This is a genomic window from Microbacterium sp. (assembly GCF_051860965.1).
GTDB lineage: Bacteria > Actinomycetota > Actinomycetes > Actinomycetales > Microbacteriaceae > Microbacterium.
Window position 1 is genome coordinate 461,673 of record NZ_JBIMKU010000003.1, and the last position, 16,813, is coordinate 478,485.

At 70.2% G+C, this 16,813-nt stretch carries 18 protein-coding genes; 8 read left to right on the forward strand and 10 right to left on the reverse strand.

Annotation, left to right across the window (positions count from 1 at the left end):
- Nucleotides 1-13 precede the first annotated feature (13 nt).
- The 3 genes from ACTIFV_RS08080 to ACTIFV_RS08090 all read left to right on the forward strand — a co-directional run bounded on the left by ACTIFV_RS08080 (nucleotide 14) and on the right by ACTIFV_RS08090 (nucleotide 2,909).
- Nucleotides 14-415 (forward strand): VOC family protein, encoded by a 402-nt coding sequence (locus tag ACTIFV_RS08080; protein WP_439592255.1) that lies wholly within the window; start codon nucleotides 14-16, stop codon nucleotides 413-415.
- The gene (locus ACTIFV_RS08085) at nucleotides 412-1,872 is read left to right on the forward strand and encodes an aminotransferase class I/II-fold pyridoxal phosphate-dependent enzyme (RefSeq protein WP_439592256.1); all 1,461 of its coding nucleotides are present in this window, start codon (nucleotides 412-414) and stop codon (nucleotides 1,870-1,872) included. The genes ACTIFV_RS08080 and ACTIFV_RS08085 overlap by 4 nt, the downstream gene beginning before the upstream one ends.
- Nucleotides 1,873-1,967: 95 nt before the next feature.
- Nucleotides 1,968-2,909: a diacylglycerol/lipid kinase family protein gene (locus tag ACTIFV_RS08090; protein ID WP_439592257.1), complete on the forward strand. Its 942-nt coding sequence runs from the start codon at nucleotides 1,968-1,970 to the stop codon at nucleotides 2,907-2,909.
- A gap of 7 nt (nucleotides 2,910-2,916) precedes the next feature.
- Here ACTIFV_RS08090 and ACTIFV_RS08095 read toward each other — a convergent pair whose 3' ends face one another.
- Nucleotides 2,917-3,342, reverse strand: a complete 426-nt coding sequence (locus ACTIFV_RS08095) for a VOC family protein (protein ID WP_439592258.1) — start codon at nucleotides 3,340-3,342, stop codon at nucleotides 2,917-2,919.
- A complete protein-coding gene (locus tag ACTIFV_RS08100) occupies nucleotides 3,342-3,536 on the reverse strand; it encodes a hypothetical protein (RefSeq protein WP_439592259.1) in 195 nt (64 codons plus the stop codon). Before ACTIFV_RS08100 ends, ACTIFV_RS08095 begins: the two co-directional genes overlap by 1 nt.
- 221 nt (nucleotides 3,537-3,757) lie before the next feature.
- Here ACTIFV_RS08100 and ACTIFV_RS08105 point away from each other — a divergent pair, with 221 nt between their 5' ends.
- Genes ACTIFV_RS08105 through ACTIFV_RS08115 form a run of 3 tightly spaced genes read left to right on the forward strand, consistent with a single transcriptional unit; the run spans nucleotide 3,758 to nucleotide 5,265 of the window.
- The gene (locus ACTIFV_RS08105) at nucleotides 3,758-4,594 is read left to right on the forward strand and encodes a DNA-formamidopyrimidine glycosylase family protein (RefSeq protein WP_439592260.1); all 837 of its coding nucleotides are present in this window, start codon (nucleotides 3,758-3,760) and stop codon (nucleotides 4,592-4,594) included.
- Between the two features lie 22 nt (nucleotides 4,595-4,616).
- On the forward strand, nucleotides 4,617-4,739 hold the full coding sequence (locus ACTIFV_RS08110) for a hypothetical protein (protein ID WP_439592261.1): 123 nt from the start codon (nucleotides 4,617-4,619) through the stop codon (nucleotides 4,737-4,739).
- A gap of 19 nt (nucleotides 4,740-4,758) precedes the next feature.
- Complete coding sequence (locus ACTIFV_RS08115) at nucleotides 4,759-5,265, forward strand: hypothetical protein (RefSeq protein ID WP_439592262.1); 507 nt, start codon at nucleotides 4,759-4,761, stop codon at nucleotides 5,263-5,265.
- A gap of 22 nt (nucleotides 5,266-5,287) precedes the next feature.
- On the opposite strand, the gene ACTIFV_RS08120 is transcribed toward ACTIFV_RS08115, so the two are convergent.
- The gene (locus ACTIFV_RS08120) at nucleotides 5,288-6,802 is read right to left on the reverse strand and encodes an MDR family MFS transporter (RefSeq protein WP_439592263.1); all 1,515 of its coding nucleotides are present in this window, start codon (nucleotides 6,800-6,802) and stop codon (nucleotides 5,288-5,290) included.
- A 117-nt stretch (nucleotides 6,803-6,919) separates the two neighbouring features.
- Between ACTIFV_RS08120 and ACTIFV_RS08125 the strand changes: the two genes are divergently transcribed.
- The gene (locus ACTIFV_RS08125) at nucleotides 6,920-7,561 is read left to right on the forward strand and encodes a DUF1345 domain-containing protein (RefSeq protein ID WP_439592264.1); all 642 of its coding nucleotides are present in this window, start codon (nucleotides 6,920-6,922) and stop codon (nucleotides 7,559-7,561) included.
- A gap of 3 nt (nucleotides 7,562-7,564) precedes the next feature.
- Here ACTIFV_RS08125 and ACTIFV_RS08130 read toward each other — a convergent pair whose 3' ends face one another.
- Nucleotides 7,565-7,780: a hypothetical protein gene (locus tag ACTIFV_RS08130; protein WP_439592265.1), complete on the reverse strand. Its 216-nt coding sequence runs from the start codon at nucleotides 7,778-7,780 to the stop codon at nucleotides 7,565-7,567.
- A 53-nt stretch (nucleotides 7,781-7,833) separates the two neighbouring features.
- Between ACTIFV_RS08130 and ACTIFV_RS08135 the strand changes: the two genes are divergently transcribed.
- Nucleotides 7,834-9,852 carry an ABC transporter ATP-binding protein gene (locus ACTIFV_RS08135; RefSeq protein ID WP_439592316.1) on the forward strand — a complete coding sequence of 673 codons (2,019 nt, stop codon included), beginning with the start codon at nucleotides 7,834-7,836 and terminating at the stop codon, nucleotides 9,850-9,852.
- A 3-nt stretch (nucleotides 9,853-9,855) separates the two neighbouring features.
- On the opposite strand, the gene ACTIFV_RS08140 is transcribed toward ACTIFV_RS08135, so the two are convergent.
- The 6 genes from ACTIFV_RS08140 to ACTIFV_RS08165 all read right to left on the reverse strand — a co-directional run bounded on the left by ACTIFV_RS08140 (nucleotide 9,856) and on the right by ACTIFV_RS08165 (nucleotide 16,811).
- Nucleotides 9,856-10,794, reverse strand: a complete 939-nt coding sequence (locus tag ACTIFV_RS08140) for a glycosyltransferase family 2 protein (RefSeq protein WP_439592266.1) — start codon at nucleotides 10,792-10,794, stop codon at nucleotides 9,856-9,858.
- A gap of 210 nt (nucleotides 10,795-11,004) precedes the next feature.
- A complete protein-coding gene (locus ACTIFV_RS08145) occupies nucleotides 11,005-12,129 on the reverse strand; it encodes a cysteine desulfurase family protein (RefSeq protein WP_439592317.1) in 1,125 nt (374 codons plus the stop codon).
- A gap of 2 nt (nucleotides 12,130-12,131) precedes the next feature.
- Nucleotides 12,132-12,983: a carboxylating nicotinate-nucleotide diphosphorylase gene (gene nadC, locus ACTIFV_RS08150; RefSeq protein ID WP_439592267.1), complete on the reverse strand. Its 852-nt coding sequence runs from the start codon at nucleotides 12,981-12,983 to the stop codon at nucleotides 12,132-12,134.
- Nucleotides 12,983-14,737 carry an L-aspartate oxidase gene (gene nadB / locus ACTIFV_RS08155; RefSeq protein WP_439592268.1) on the reverse strand — a complete coding sequence of 585 codons (1,755 nt, stop codon included), beginning with the start codon at nucleotides 14,735-14,737 and terminating at the stop codon, nucleotides 12,983-12,985. The genes nadC and nadB overlap by 1 nt, the downstream gene beginning before the upstream one ends.
- Complete coding sequence (gene nadA / locus ACTIFV_RS08160) at nucleotides 14,734-16,077, reverse strand: quinolinate synthase NadA (protein ID WP_439592269.1); 1,344 nt, start codon at nucleotides 16,075-16,077, stop codon at nucleotides 14,734-14,736. Before nadA ends, nadB begins: the two co-directional genes overlap by 4 nt.
- On the reverse strand, nucleotides 16,074-16,811 hold the full coding sequence (locus ACTIFV_RS08165) for an NUDIX hydrolase (protein WP_439592270.1): 738 nt from the start codon (nucleotides 16,809-16,811) through the stop codon (nucleotides 16,074-16,076). Before ACTIFV_RS08165 ends, nadA begins: the two co-directional genes overlap by 4 nt.
- Nucleotides 16,812-16,813: the final 2 nt, after the last annotated feature.

Below are 16,813 nucleotides of genomic sequence, written 5' to 3' on the forward strand. Positions count from 1 at the left end.
ACACACTGGTTGCATGACCGTCTTCGATCATCTCGGGATCACCGTCAACGATCTCGCACGCGGGATCGCGCAGTTCGACCCCGTCATGCAGGCGCTGGGCTTCGGGCGTGAGGATGCGGCGGCATCCGTCGCCTGGTGGCGAGAGGGCGAGGTCGAACTGATCCTCTTCCCGGCGCGCGAACCGGCGGACGAGCGGCACGTGCACGGGAGAGCCGGCTGGCAGCATCTCGCGTTCGCGACCGACTCACGCGCCGAGGTCGAGCGGCTGCACGCCATCGCCCTGGCGGCGGGCTGGACCGAAGTGCGTCCGCCTCAGGTCTTCCCGCGGTTCAACGAGCGCTACTTCGCCTCCTTCGTCGAGGACGACAGCGGCATCCGACTCGAGTTCATGCACAACCCGCCTCGCGAATCATGAGCGCCGATCCGCGCGGATACGCCGCCGATGCTCCGCTCTTCGCGGCGTGGCTGCGCTACATGAACGACGTGCGCGACGACCGGATGCGGCCCTTCAGCATCCCGGGCCACAAGCACCGCACGGACCTCGTGGGCGACCTGATCGTGGGCGACGTCCCGATGCTCGCGGGCTTGGACACCATGAAGCAGGACCTCGGACTGCTCGCGGATGCCGAGGCGCGCGCCGCGCGCGCGTGGGGAGTGGACTGGTGCCGCTTCTCGGTCGGGGGTTCGAGCCACGCGAACCAGGCGTCGGTCCTCGCGCTCGGGCGACCCGGGCAGTCCGTCGTCGTCTCGCGCACGCTCCACCGCTCGGTGCTGCTCGGGATCGTGCTCGCGGGGCTGCGACCGGTGTGGGTCAATCCCGCCATCGACGCCGTGACCGGGCTCCCGTCCGCCGTGGACCCTTACGAGGTCGAGGCCGCGCTCCGGGCGAATCCGGACGCCTGCGGCGTGCTGATCGGCGATCCGTCGTACGTCGGCACGCTGTCCGACATCCCCGCGCTCGCCGACGTCGCGCACACCTTCGGCGTGCCCCTCGTGGTGGATGCCGCGTGGGCGGCGTACTTCGGATTCTCGTCGCGCGTGCCCGCACACGCGCTGGCCGAGGGCGCGGACGCGCTCATCACGAGTGCGCACAAGTCGCTCCCCGCGTGGAGTCAGGCCGCGCTCCTCCTCGCCCGCACGACGCGATCGGGAGGTCTGCTGGATCCCGACCGACTCGAGCGCGCGTTCGACGCCTCGCTCACGACGAGTTCGTCGGGCGCCATGCTCGCGAGCATCGATGCATCCCGGGCGCTCCTCGAACGCGACGGAGAGGAGCTCGTCGGACGACTCGTCGGTCTCGTGGACCGCGCGCGCGACCGGCTGTCGCGGGTCTCCGGGCTCGAGATCCTCGCCGACCACGGCGACGTGCGCGTGGATCCTGCGAAGCTCGTCGTGCTGCTCGCCGGCACGGGCGCCCACGGTCACGAGGTCGAGAAGGAACTCCTCGTGCACGGCATCACGCTCGAGATGGCCGATCGCGACGTTCTGGTTCCCATGGTCACCGTCGCGGATGACGAGGCATCCATCGACTTCTTCGTCGACACCCTCGCCGCGGTGCTCGAACGCCACCGCGGCGAGCCGCGTCGCGTCACGGCCTCCGCGGCGTGGAGCGTGCGCGCCGAGGCGGCGCTCGATCCGCGCGAGGCGTTCTTCGCGCGGCACGAGACGGTCGACGCGCGCGACGCGATCGGCCGCGTCTGCGCCGAGCTCATCGCGCCGTACCCGCCCGGGGTCCCCGTGCTCGCGCCGGGCGAGATCGTGACGAGCGAGGCGCTCGACGCCCTCCGTGCGACGCGGGCCGACGGTGGTCGCATCGCCTACGCCGCGGACGCGACGCTCGCGACGATCCAGGTGGTCGTCGCGGAGGGCTGAGCACTCGGCCTTTGTCAAGGCGGGACGACGGTCGCGCGGGGCGCGTATCGTCTACGGCAGCCGGGCACACGTTCCGGGCGTGAGAACGGATCGGCGTGAACTCAGACATCGCAGTCATCTGGAACCCGACCAAGACCGACCGCGAGACCCTCGAGAAGGGGCTCGCCGCGGCAGCCGATCCCGATGCCGGTGCGCGCGTGCGCTGGTGGGAGACGAGCGAGGACGACCCCGGGCAGGGCGTCGCGAAGGAGGCGGTCGACGCCGGTGCGAATCTGCTCATCGTGGCCGGAGGCGACGGCACGGTGCGCGCGGTCTCGGAGTACCTCGCCGAGGCGCGCAACGACGTCGAGCTCGCCATCGTGCCGCTCGGCACCGGCAATCTGCTCGCCCGCAACCTGGGCGTGCCGATCAACGACGTTCCCGGGGCGTTCACTCGTGCTCTCGGCGAGCCGGCGCGCCCGATCGACGTCGGCTGGGTCGATGTCGACGTGGAGGAAGGCAGCGAACGGCATGCCTTCGTGGTGATGGTCGGCTTCGGAATCGATGCGCACATGATCGCCGAGACGGACGAGGACCTCAAAGACAAGGCGGGCTGGCTCGCATATGTCGAGTCCCTCGGCCGCGCCCTCGAGGCCAGCGAGGTCGTGCCCTTCCACATCACGAAGGACGACGAGCCGGCGCGCGACGAGCAGGGGCACACGCTCCTCATCGGCAACTGCGGCATGATCCAGGGCGGGGTCACCCTCCTGCCCGATGCAGACCCGTCCGACGGTGAGCTGGATTACCTCGTGCTGAGCGCCGAGGGCGTGGCGCAGTGGGCCGGCACCCTCAAGACGATGGTGTGGGACAACGGCCTGAAGAAGATGCTGAACAAGGACGCCGAGACGACGAGCACGGATGCCGTGAACCACGGTCGTGCCAAGAAGCTCGAGGTCACGCTTCCCGATGCCCGCGCGTTCGAGATCGACGGCGAGGAGATCGGCGAGACCCGCTCGTTCACGGTGAGCATCCAGCCCTCCGCGGTGCGCGTGCGCTGACGACCTCTTACTGCAGGCAGAACTCGTTTCCCTCGGGATCGGCCATCTGGTAGTAGTGCTCGGGCCACGGTCCCCACGATTGATCGACGAGCCGGACGACGCTCGCTCCCAGAGAGACGAGGCGGTCCTTCTCCGTCTCGAGCTCCTCGTGCGTCGGTCGGCGACCGGGCGTCGAGCTGATGTCGAGATGGATGCGGTTGCGCCCGCTCTTGCCCTCGGACGCGTGGTGAAAGAAGAGCCTCGGGCCCGTGCCCTCCGGATCCTCGGCGAGGGCGCGACTGGTCAGATCGGCCTCGGTGAGTCCCGCCGCAAGCAGCTGGCCCTTGAGCGGCTCTTCGAACGTCTGCTCCGGGTAGCCGAACACGCCGCACCAGAAGCGCGCGAGCGCGACCGGGTCGTCGGCGTAGAAGGTGATGTTGCCGAGCCCTGCCATCAGCCGACGCTCCTCACCGCTTTCTTCACGCGCTTCTCGACGCGCTTGCGGAGCTTCTTCACTTCGGGATCGCTCCACACCGCGTCGGCAGCGCTGCGGATCTTGCGGTACTTCGACCGCCCGGCCTTCGTGCCCGCGACGTACGCCGCCGAGGCCGCACCGACGATGAGGAGGATGACGATGAACTTGCGCATGGGACCGTCCTTCGATTCATGAGTCAGCTTCGAGCATGCCCCCGACATCGTCGCCCCGCATGCCCGTTGACGCGGTCGGCGCCCTGCGCTACCCGGGCGGCAGGGGGGCGGGGGCTGGATCGCGTCATCCCGAACGTCGACGTCGAAGGCGCGGATCTGGAGCGCACGCACCCTCCGCACCACACCTCGTGAGCGTCGGAAGGGCATGACAGGATGACGGCATGCCGGAGTCTCCCGAGGTGCAGGCGCTCGCCGAGTTCCTGAACGAACGCGCGAGCGGCCGCACGATCACGAGTGTCGATGTGCTCGAGTTCCGCACGATCAAGACCCGCGCCGCGCCGCCCGAGTCGCTCGTCGGCTCCGAGATCACGGGCGCGCAGCGCTTCGGCAAGCACCTCGACCTCGCGGTCGGCGGCCGGCACCTGGGCGTCTCGCTCGGTCGGCACGGGTGGGCGCGGTGGTCGAGGCCCGACCAGCCGGCGCCCGAGGGCGCTCCGCCCGCGCTCGCGGTTCTCTCTCTCGACGACGGCTCCGAGGTGTCGTTGACGGATGCCGGCAGCTGGGTCTCACTCGGCCTGTTCGTCGTCGACGAGCCGCGCGACGTGCCTGCGGTCGCGAAGCTCGGCCCCGATCCTGCCGATCCCGCATTCGCGCAGGCCGACCTCGACGCCGTCACGGTGGGCCGCCGCAAGCAGCTCAAAGCGGTCCTGCAGGAGCAGGAGTCGCTGGCCGGCATCGGCAACGCCTACTCCGATGAGATCCTGCACCTCGCGAAGCTCTCGCCCGTCGTGCACGCCGCCGCCCTCGACGAGCGCGCACGGGAGCGACTGTTCGACGCGACGACATCGACGATCCGCGGCGCCATCACGGCTCGGCGCGGCATCCCGATCGACCAGCTCAAGTCCGCGAAGGTCGCGTCGATGCGCGTGCACGGTCGCGCGGGCGAGGTCTGCTCCGTGTGCGGCGACACGGTGCGGTCCTTCTCCTTCGGCAGCACGACGGCCGAGTACTGCCCGACGTGTCAGACCGACGGCGCGCTGCTGGGCGCCGACGGGTGAACGCCCGGGTAGCATGGCCCGTATGACGACTTCGCCCCTCACCACGCCCACGACTCTGCAGCCCGTCGGCGACGACAAGAACCTGCTGACCGTCGTGGAGAGCTCTTCGTCGTGCTGCGGCGGGGGCTCCTGCAGCACCGTCTGATCCGCGACACGCGCCCGTCATGACCGACGAGCAGCTTCTCAAGCCCTCCGTCACGAGGGTTCTGCAGTCCGAAGAGGCCGTCTACGGTCTGATCCTCGTCTCGGGGATGATCGTCGTGAGCGGCAGCGCGACCGGCTCGTCGATCAACGCGCTCCTCACCGTCGTCGTCACCGTCGTCGTGTTCTTCTGCGCACACGTGTTCGCCGGCACGCTCGCGCGCATGGCTGCCACGGAAGGCGCCGCCGGATTCTGGCCGTCCGTGCGGGCGTCGGTCGTGCACTCGCTCGGGATGCTCGTCGCCACCATCCCGGCACTCGTCATCCTGCTCCTGGGTGCCACGAAGGCCGTCGAAGACGACACCGCCATCTGGACCGCCCTGATCTTCGACGCCGTCCTGCTCGGCCTGCTGGGCTGGTTCGCCGTCGCGCGCTGGACCGTGAGGCTTTGGCCGCGATTCGTGAGCGCGCTCGTCACGTCCGCCTTCGGCTTCGTGCTGGTCGCGCTGAAGGCCTTCATCCACCACTGATCGGTGCGTCACCGCCCCGGCATCAGTGCCCGGCCGGGGCGCCCTCGATCGAGTCCGCCGGCTTGCGGATGAGGAACGCGCCCACGAGAAGCGGCAGCGAGATGATCGCCGCGATGAGGAACGCCGTCTGCGCGCCCTGGGCGCCCGCGGCGATGGCCTCGGTTCCGGATGCCTCGGCACTGGCTGCGACGCTCGACATGACCGTCACGAGCAGCGCGATGCCGACGGCGCCCGCCACCTGCTGGATCGTACCCAGCACAGCCGAGCCGTACGAGTAGAACTTCGGCGCGAGCGAGCCCAGCGACGCGGTGAAGAGCGGCGTGAACGACAGCGCGAGTCCGATCGAGAGGACCGTCTGTGCGATCGCGATGACCCAGACCGGGGTGAACTGGTTGAGCGACGTGTAGAACCACAGCATGCCCACCGTGATGATCGACCCGGGGATGAGCAGCACTCGTGTGCCGTACCGGTCGTAGATGCGCCCGATGAAGGGCCCGGCGAGGCCCATCGCGAGCGACCCGGGCAGCACGACGAGGCCGGTCTCGAGCGCGGAGACCTGCAGCACCTGCTGCATGTAGAGCGGGAGCACCGTGATCGCGCCGAAGAAGGCGAGCGAGAGGATCGTCATCTGCCCGATCGACAGCGAGAAGTTCACCGAGCGGAAGACCCGCAGGTCGAGCAGCGCGTCATCCGTGCGCTGCATCCGCAGCTGGCGCCAGATGAACAGGCCGAGCGCGATGGCGCCCACCGACAGCGAGATGATCAGCGTCAGCTGCGACGCGGCTCCCGCCGCCGCGGCATCCGCACCCGTTCCGTGCCCCGCACCGCCGCCGATCTGACTGAGACCGAAGACGAGCCCGCCGAAGCCGAAAGCCGAGAGGATGACCGAGAGCACGTCGATCGGCGCCTTCGTCGTCTCGCCGATGTTGTGGATCCAGCGTGCCCCGACCGCGAGGGCGACGAGGGCGATCGGCAGGACGATGCCGAAGATCCAGCGCCACCCGACCGTGTCGAGCAGGAAGCCCGACAGCGTCGGCCCGATCGCGGGGGCGAGCGACATGACGATGGAGACGCGGCCCATCATGCGACCGCGCGCGTAGGGCGGCACGATCGTCATGAGCGTCGTCATGAGCAGCGGCATCATGATGGCGGTGCCCGAGGCCTGCACGACGCGGGCGACGAGCAGCACCTCGAAACCGGGGGCGAGGAAGGCGATGAGGGTTCCGGCCGAGAAGAGCGACATCGCGGAGATGAACATCGCGCGCGTCGTGAACCGGCGCAGCAGGAATCCCGTGATCGGGATGATGACGGCCATCGTCAGCATGAACGCCGTCGTGAGCCACTGGGCAGCGACGGCCGTGATGCCGAGGTCGCCGATCAGGTGCGGGATCGCGACGCCCATCGTGGTCTCGTTGAGGATCGCGACGAACGCCGCTCCGAGGAGCAGCCAGATGATGCGACTCTCTTCGGGCTTGAGGATCGGCCCTGCGGGCACCGAGACGTTCCCGGTCACGGGATGGATGTCGGTCGCGGCCATAGGTCGTCTCCTCGAGGCTCGGGTGGTGCAGCAAGAGCGCCACCCGAGGATGGCAAGCTTCCAAGATAACGGCGGGGTGGGACATCCCATTCCCGGATGCCGTGAAAACATTCGCCTATGTCCAGGTCAGCGAACCGCGCCTCGCTTCTTCCGCGATCGATCGTCTCCGTCGTCGCGGCGATCGCGGTGGCGTTCGTCGTCTCGCCGATCCTCGGCCTCGCCGCAGGGCTCCTCGCCGGCTGGTCGACGTTCTGCGGCATCCTGATCATCTGGAATCTCTCGATCGTCTGGCCGATGTCCGGCGCCGAGACCCGCCTTCACGCGAGCGCCGAGGACCCGGGCAGATCTGTCGCCCGCATCGTGTCGCTCGCGGGAAGCACGGCGAGCCTGGCGGCCGTGTTCATCGTGCTCATCCAGACGGGCATCGAGGCCGAGCTGGAATCCTACGTGCTGGCGGCGATCGCGTTCGTGAGCGTCGCGTCGTCATGGGGTCTCATCCAGGTCGACTACGCGTTGCGCACCGCGCGGATGTATTACTCGGACCCTGTCGGCGGGATCGACTTCAACGATGAGCAGGAGCCGAGCTATTCGGATTTCCTGTACTTCTCGCTGGGTGTCGGCATGGGCTACCAGGTCGGGGACACGAATGTGAAGACGAACGCGATCCGTCGGATGGTGACGGCACAGGCGCTGATCGCCTATCTGTTCGGCGCCGTGATCATCGGCACCGTGGTCAACCTCGTCCTCGACCTCGGCTGAGGGTCACTGCTGGTCGAGCGACTCGTCCTCGGCGGGCTCGTCCCACTTCTCCGAGCCGATCGCGTCGGACGGCGTCGCCTCGGGCTCGTGCTCTTCGACCGCGTTCGGGAGGGGGCTGAGCAGCTCGTCCTCGGGGATCGCCTGGAGCTCATCGATCTCCTCGCGGAGCTCGGCGAGGTCGCTGCCGTCGTGGGCGGGGTTCTCGGGCGTGGAGGTCATGCCCTCAGCCTAGCCCCGGTGTCCTGGCGGCTCAGTAGGCTCGGGCCATGAGCATGGGCGGCGGACGAGGCGGGCCGGGAGGCGGATTCCGCGGCGTCGACATCGACGCGCAGAAGAGGCTCAACGCCGAGGCGCCGAAGATCCCGCACCTCGGTCGACGCGTCGTCGTGCTCTTCCGCCCCTACCGGTGGCGCATCGCCTGGACGGCCTTCCTCGTCATCGCGGGCGCGGCGATCGCCGTCATCCCGCCCCTTCTCGTGCAGCGCATCTTCGACGACGCGCTCTTCCCGACCGATGGAGGCGGCGTCGACCTGCCGCTGCTGTGGCGCCTCGTCGTCGTCATGATCGCCCTGTTCCTGCTGTCAGCGGCGCTGGGCGTCGGGCAGACGTGGCTCACCTCCACGGTGGGCAACCAGGTCACGGGCGATCTGAGGGTGAAGCTCTTCGACCACCTGCAGGCGATGGAGCTGGGGTTCTTCACGCGAACGAAGACCGGCGTCATCCAATCGCGCCTGCAGAACGACGTCGGCGGTGTCGCCGGCGTGCTGACCAACACCGTCACGAGCATCCTGGGCAACGTCGTCACGGTCATCGCGTCCCTCGTCGCGATGATCATCATCGACTGGCGCCTGACCCTCATCGCCGTCGTGCTGATGCCGTTCCTGGTGCTCGTGCAGCGCCGTGTGGGTCAGGTGCGCGCGCGCATCGCGGGGGAGACGCAGGAGTCCCTCTCGGAGCTCACCTCGATCACGCAGGAGACCCTGAGCGTGTCGGGCATCCTGCTGTCGAAGTCGTTCAACCGCCAGCGCACCGAATCCACCCGCTTCTCGGACGAGAACCGCAACCAGGTTCGCCTGCAGGTGCGCCGCGCCATGAGCGGCCAGGGGTTCTTCGCGGTCGTGCAGGTGCTCATGGCGAGCGTGCCGGCTGTCATCTACCTCGTGGCGGGGTATCTCATCACGGGCGGCACCGACACGATCACGGCGGGCACGATCGTCGCCTTCACGACCGTCCAGGCGCGTCTTCTCATGCCGCTCATGGGTCTCATGCGCGTCGCGCTCGATCTGCAGACCTCGGCCGCCCTGTTCGCCCGCATCTTCGAGTACCTCGACCTCGTGCCGGCGATCCAGGACTCGCCGCGCGCTTTCCCGGTCGCGAAGGCGCCCGGTCCGCTCGGGCGCATCGAGTTCCGCGACGTGTCCTTCCGGTATCCGGATGCCTCGGCCGACGCGCGGCCCACGCTGCGCGGCGTGAGCTTCACGGCCGAGCCCGGTCAGCACGTCGCGTTCGTCGGGCCTTCGGGCGCGGGCAAGACGACCGTGCTCTACCTGACTCCGCGCATGTACGAGGCGTCCGGGGGTGCCGTGCTGTTCGCGGGAGCAGATGTGCGCGACCTGACGCAGGAGTCGATCATCGACAGCGTCGGGATCGTGTCGCAGGAGACCTACCTGTTCCACGCGACCATCCGCGAGAACCTGCGCTACGCCAAGCCCGAGGCGACGGACGCCGAGCTCGAGGACGCGTGCCGGGCGGCCAACATCCATCACATCATCGAGGGCTTCGAGCAGGGCTACGACACCGTCGTGGGCGAGCGCGGGTATCGCCTCTCGGGCGGCGAGAAGCAGCGCATCGCGATCGCGCGCGTGCTGCTCAAAGACCCGCCCGTGCTGCTGCTGGACGAGGCGACCTCGGCCCTCGACACGGTTTCGGAACGCGTCGTGCAGGAGGCGCTGGATGCCGCGGCCCGCGGCCGGACGACGCTCTCGATCGCGCATCGGCTCTCGACGATCATCGCCGCCGATGTCATCCATGTCGTCGAGGCGGGACGCATCGTCGAGTCGGGCACGCATTCCTCATTGCTCGCCGAGGGCGGCCTCTACGCCGAGCTCGCCGCTCAGCAGCTCGCGGCATCCCGCATCCTCGAGGTCGAAGAGGCCGATCCGCCGGCGGATCTTCCCGACCGCCGCGCCGATCGCGCGCCCTCCGGCGCCGCGCCCGAGCCTGCCGTGACCGTGCCGATCACCGTCCCCGAGCCGCGCGTCTGGACCCCGCCCGGCCTCCCGGAGTCCTGATCCTCACCAGTGGAGCGCGGGCGCGACCGACGGCGAGAGCGCGTCGGGGGAGCGCGCCGCGAGGGCACGGACGAAGGCGCCGAGCTCGGCTCGATACGCGGGGTCCCGATGTGTCTGCGCGATCGCGAGCAGGGGCGGCAGGTCGAGTCGCTGGATGAGACGGACGCGGGATGCCACGGCATCCGCCGCGCCCGCGGCATCCAGGATCCCCATGCCGCCGTCGAGCGCCTCGAGGTAGTCGCGCAGGACGGGCAGGATGTCTTTGCGCTGGGTGATCGACGTGCCCTCGGCCCGTTCGCGCCACTGGACGACGACGTCCGGGATGACGTCGAACGCGCGGGCCCGTGTGTACAGCAGCTGCGCGACGAGCTGGTCCTCGTACGCCTTGCCGAGCGGGAACCGCACCTCGCGCCACAGCGCGGCGCGGGAGGCCTTGGACCACGCGACGATGTTGCCCGAGGCATCCGGGTGTTCGGCGAGCGTCGTGGCATCTCGGGCCGGATCCGTCGCCGCGGCCACCCACGGCTGCACCTCGCCCGGAGCGTACCCGCCGCGGTCGTCGGGCCGCAGCCGCACGTAGGCGCCCGCGACGAGGTCGCTGCCCGTGCGCTCGAGCGTGCCGACGAGCGCGTCGATCGCGCTGGGCGTCATGACGTCGTCCGCGTCGAGGAAGCCGACGTACGGCGTCGTGACGAGGTCGAGTCCCGTGTTGCGCGCCGCGCTCAGGCCCTGCTGCAGGTCGTGGTGCACGACATGGAAGCGGTCGTCTGCGGCGGCGGCCGCGTCGAAGATCGCACCCGTGCCGTCGGTCGAGCCGTCGTCGACGAGGACGGCGGTCCAGTCCTCGCGGGTCTGCGCGCGCAGCGACTCGATCGCCTCGGCCGCATAGGGGGCGACATCGAACCCGGGCACGATGACGGTGATCGCGGGCGGGGATGTCACACAGCGATCCTATGAGCGCGCAGGACCCCCGCGGCCCTGCCGTTGCGGGCGGCTTCGCGCGTCGGGTCGTGCGGATCTCGCGCGCTGGTTCGAGAGGCTCCTGAGATGAAGGACTGTGCCGAGACGAGCAGCGCGTCCTTCATCTCAGGAGTGTCGCCGGGCCGCCCGCATCGAGTCCCGTGCGAGCGCCACGGGCGGGGCTACCGGCGTTCAGCCGAGCACCGCGTCGACGGATGCCGCGACCGCGTGCGCCAGCATCGCCGGATCGAACGCGGCGTCATGGGCGAACGTGAAGCGCACCGCGGTCTGCGCCACCTCGGGCGGAACACCCATGGCGAGCAGAACGTGCGAGGGCTCATCGCTCCCGGCGGCGCAGGCTGAGCCGCTCGACGAGATCACACCGCGCCGCTCGAGCTCGAGCAGCACGGCTTCGCCGCTCACCCCGGCGAAGGTGAAGCTCGCGGTACCCGGCAGGCGGTGGACCGGATCGCCCGTGAGGCGCGCGCGCGGCGAACGCCCGAGCACTTCGGCGATGACGCCGTCGCGCAGCGCCGAGATGCGATGGGATGCCTCGGCTCGCTCGCCCTCGGCGAGCTCGAGCGCGACGGCGAGGCCGACGGCGCCCGCGACGTCCTCGGTGCCGCTGCGGCGACCGCGCTCCTGTCCGCCGCCGTGCAGGAGCGGCTCGAGGGGGATGCGTCCGCGCACCGCGAGCACGCCCGTGCCCTTCGGCGCTCCGAGCTTGTGGCCGGCGATCGAGATCGCATCTGCGTCCGTCTCGCGCAGCGCGAGCCATCCGGCCGCCTGCACGGCGTCGAGATGGACCGGGATGCCGCGCTCGTGCGCGACGGCGGCGAGGGCCGCGGCATCCTGAACCGTTCCCACTTCGTTGTTCGCGAAGCCGAACGTCACGAGAGCCGTGTCGTCGCGCAGCGACCCGGCAAGGGCGTCGGGAGTGAGCCGCGCGGCGCCGTCGACCGGCGCGAGCGTGACGTCGTAGCCGTGCAGGCGCGCGAGGTAGTCGGCCGACTCGAGGATCGACTCGTGCTCGATCGGCGTCGTGACGAGGTGACCTTTTCCGCGGCTCGCGAGCGCGATGCCCTTCACGGCGAGGTTGTTCGCTTCGGTGCCGCCCGAGGTGAAGACGACATCGGAGGCCCGCATCCCGAGCACCTTCGCGACGCGCGCGCGGGCGTCGGCCAGCGCCCCCGCCGCCGCTTCGCCCACGGTGTGATGGCTCGACGGGTTGCCGAACCACGTCGTGAAGAACGGCATCATCGCCTCGAGCACTTCGCGACGCACGGGCGTCGTGGCGGCGCTGTCGAGGTAGAGCATGCTCATGCCGCGTCGATGCGCACGTCGAGTCCGAGGTCGAGTGCCCGCGCCGAATGCGTGAGCGCGCCGACCGAGATGACGTCGACCCCCGTCTCGGCGATGGCCTTCACGGTGTCGAGGCTCACGCCTCCCGAGGCCTCGACCACGGCGCGTCCTGCGACCTGCGCGACGCCGGTGCGCAGGTCGTCGAGGGAGAAGTTGTCGAGCATGATGGTGCCGATCCCGGCCGCGAGCACGGGTTCGATCTGATCGAGGCGGTCCACCTCGACCTCGATGTGGATCGTGTGGGGGAGGCGGGCCTTCGCCGCGAGCAGAGCGGCCGTGACCGAGGCGCCTCCCAGCACCGCGAGGTGGTTGTCCTTCGCCATGACGGCGTCGGACAGCGAGTGACGGTGATTGCGGCCGCCGCCGTCGACGACGGCGTGCCGCTCGAAAGCGCGCAGGCCGGGGGTCGTCTTGCGCGTGTCGGCGATGCGGGCGCCGGTGTCCGCGACTTCGGCGACGTACCGCGCAGTGAGCGTCGCGATGCCGCTCATGCGCTGCACGAAGTTCAGCCCGATGCGCTCGGCCGTGAGGACCGATCTGGCCGGACCGCTCACGACCGCCAGCACGGCTCCCGACTCGAAGACCTCGCCGTCCGAGGCGACGAGCTGCACGTCGACCCGCGGATCGGTGAGCCGGAAGGCGGCCGCGAAGACCTCGCCCCCGCTGAAGATCCCCGCTTCGCGCGCGACGAGCTCCGCCGTCGCGGTCGCCGTCGCGGGGATGAGGTACTCGCTCGTGAGGTCGCCCCACGGTGCGTCCTCCTCGAGAGCGGCGGCGACGGTGCGGTCGATCACAGCACGGGTGAGCATCAGGCGCTCTCCTTCGCGAAATACGCCCGCTGCACGTCGTCGATCCACCAGCGGGCGACCATCGAACCGGACGGATAGGGATTGGCTGCGAGCACCTGGTCGATCGTGACGGTGCCCGCGATCGCGTCGGCCACCGTCGGCGGGTTCTCATCGGAGCGGAAGTGGGCGCCGGCGGATGTCGACCGCGCATACGCGGCATCCACCATCGCACTCGCGACGATCAGAAGGTTCTCGTCTTCGAACTCGGCCTCCGTGTGCGGGTTCCGCTCCTGCCTGCGCCACGCGTCCAGCACGGCCGCGGCGGTGCGGAGTCCGGCGGAGTCGCGGACGAGACCTGCGTACTCCCACATCAGCTGCTGAAGGGCCGCTCGTGTGAAATGCGCCACCGCGGCGGCGCTCATCCGCCAGCCGGGCTCGACGGCAGCGGACGCGGACGGCCGCGCCGGGAAGCGCGGCCATATTCCGGATGCGGCATCCGTCGCGATCCGGTCGCCCGCGCGCGCTCCGAACACCGCTCCTTCGAGCAGGGAGTTGGAGGCGAGCCGGTTGGCGCCGTGCACGCCGGTGCGCGCCACCTCGCCCACGGCGTAGAGGCCGGGCAGCGACGTGCGTCCGTGCAGGTCGGTCGTGACACCGCCCATCAGGTAGTGCGCCGCGGGGGTCACGGGGATCGGATCGGCGGCCCAGTCGAGTCCGCGTGCCCGCACGGCGGCATCGATCGTGGGGAACCGCCGCGCGAGGAACGCGCGGGCCTCGGCCTCCGTCTCTCGCAGATGCGTCGCGTCGAGGAACACCGGGCGTCCGCCCTGGAGCTCCATCTGATGGGCGATCGCACGGGCGACGACATCGCGCGGGGCGAGTTCGCCGTCGGGATGCGCGTCGAAGGCGAAGCGGCGCCCGTGCTCGTCGATGAGCGTCGCGCCCTCGCCGCGCACGGCCTCGGAGACGAGGAAGGCGTCGCCCACCCCGAGGATCGTGGGGTGGAACTGGAAGAACTCGAGGTCCTGCACCTCGACGCCGGCACGGAGTGCAGCGGCGATCCCGTCACCCGTCGCGACGGGCGGATTCGTGGTGTGGGCGTACAGTTCGCCCGCACCGCCCGTCGCCAGGACGACGGCATCCGCCTCCACCGTCTGTCGGACGCCGGCGACGCCCGGCGCATCCCCCACGAGGAGCTCGACACCGCGCACGCGCCGAACCGCAGCGCTCTCGTCGAGACCGGTGCCCTCGCGGTGTCGTTCGACCGGATCGCTCGGGTTCGGCGTCGTCGCGCCGTCCCCCACGATCAGGTCGACGAGGAAGGCGTGCTCGACGACCTGGACGTCGCTCGCGCGCAGCCGGGCGACGAGAGCCTTCTCGATCGCGGTGCCCGTGGCATCCCCTCCCGCGTGGAGGATGCGCGGATAGGAGTGCGCCGCCTCGAGGCCCTTGACGTACGCGCCGTCCGCGCCGCGATCGAATGCGACCCCGACGTCGACGAGCTCCCGGATGCGCGCGGGACCCTCCTCGACGAGCACGCGCACGGCCTCGGGATCGCCGAGTCCCGCTCCGGCGACGAGGGTGTCTCGGATGTGGTCTTCCGCCTTGTCGTCGGCGAACATGACGCCCGCGATGCCGCCCTGGGCGAAGCGCGTGTTGGCGTGATCGAGGACGTCCTTCGTGACGAGCGTCACGCGACACCCGTGATCGAGCGCGTGAAGCGCGACGGTCAGGCCCGCGATGCCCGAGCCGACGACGACGACATCGATCGTCATGACGCGTGCGTCCAATCGCTCGGGCGCGCCTCGGGCGGCTTGGCCGCGAGCATCCGCTCGAGCGCGAGCCGCGCGGGCTCGGCGACGTCGTCGGTCACGACGATGCGGTTGCGCACCTCGCCCTCGACGAGACCCTCGAGAACCCACGCGAGGTAGCCCGGGTGGATGCGGTACATCGTCGAGCAGGGGCAGACGACGGGATCGAGGCAGAAGATCTCGTGCTGCGGGTTGACGGCGGCGAGGCGCTGCACGAGGTTGACCTCGGTGCCGATCGCGAAGGTGGTGGGCTCTGTCGCGCCCTCGATCGCCCGGCGGATGTAGTCGGTCGAACCGGACTCGTCCGCGGCATCCACGACGTCCATCGGGCACTCGGGATGCACGATGACCCGCACGCCCAGGTGCTCGGCGCGCGCCTTGTCGATCTGACCCACCGAGAAGCGCCGGTGGACCGAGCAGAAGCCGTGCCACAGGATGACGCGCGCGTCGTCGAGCTTCTGCGCCGATGAGCCGCCGAGCGGCTTGCGCGGGTTCCACATCGGCATCTGCTCGAGCGGGACGCCCATCGCCTTCGCGGTGTTGCGCCCGAGGTGCTGGTCGGGGAAGAACAGCACGCGGCGGCCGCGCGCGAGCGCCCACTCGAGCACGGTCCGCGCGTTCGAGGACGTGCACACGATGCCGCCATGGCGCCCGACGAACCCCTTGATGGCCGCCGACGAGTTCATGTACGTGACCGGGATGACGGGGACGAGTCCGTCGGAGTCCACGGCATCCATGTCTCCGTAGACGTCCTCGAGCTGCTCCCAGCACTCCTCGACCTGATCGATGTCGGCCATGTCGGCCATCGAGCAGCCCGCCGCGAGGTTGGGGAGGATGACCGACTGCTGCGGCTGCGACAGCAGATCGGCTGTCTCGGCCATGAAGTGCACGCCGCAGAAGACGATCGCCTCGGCGTCGGGGTGTTCGAGCGCCGCGTTCGCGAGCTGGAACGAGTCGCCGACGTAGTCCGCGTGGCGCACGACCTCTTCGCGCTGGTAGAAGTGCCCCAGTACGACCACGCGATCGCCGAGGGTCGCCTTCGCCGCGATGATCCGCGCGTCGAGCTCCTCGGCCGAAGCGTCGCGATAGGACTGCGGCAGCTCGCCCTGGCGCGGTGAGCCCGCGGGGATGACATCGCCCATGGAGGATCCCGGACCGTAGCCCGGCCGTGCGTCGAACGTCCACGGCCCCTGCGCGAGGTCGGTGTTGCACGTCTCGGCCGTCGAGGCGCCGTCGACGATCGCCTGGATGGCGTGGTCGACGGACGGATCGGTCGGCCGGGGCTGGAGCGCGATGGCGGTCATGATGACCCCTTTCGGGCGGAGTCGGCGAGCGGGCCCAGATCGGCGAGCTCGACGTCGCGGTTGTAGCGGTAGAGGCGGGCGGGCCGGTGGCTGCCCGTGCGGAAGCGCTCGGTCGGCAGCAGAGTGCCGGATCCTTCGACCTGCCGGCGGAAGTTGGCGGGGTCGAGGCGGCGGCCGAGGATCGACTCGTACACCTCGCGCAGCTCGGCGAGGGTGAATTCGTCGGCGAGCAGGCCGTGCGCGATGCGGCTGTAGCCGACCTTGTTGCGCAGGCGCCACAGCGCGTACTCGACGATCTCGTTGTGGTCGAAGGCGAGGCGGGGGAGGGATGCCGCGTCGAACCACTCGACGTTCTCGAGATCCTTCGAGCCTTCGACCTCGTCAGCCCGCAGGAGCGCCCAGTAGACGATCGAGACGACCCGCGTCGGCGAACGGTCTGTGGCGCCGAAGGCGTACAGCTGCTCGAGGTAGCTCGGCGCGAGGCCGGTGGTCTCGCCGAGGGTGCGGGATGCCGCGGCATCCAGGCTCTCGGCGACGTCGAGCCAGCCGCCGGGCAGCGCCCACCGTCCCTCGTGCGGATCCCTCGTCCGCCGCACGAGCGGCAGCACGACCGTCGATCGGTCGCTCCCCGGCTCGCGTCGGAGCGAGAAGATGACGGTCGACACGGCGACGCGCGTGACGTCGTCCGCGACGGGCGTTGGGGTAAGGGAGGAGGCGGCGGTTGTTTGTGTCATGG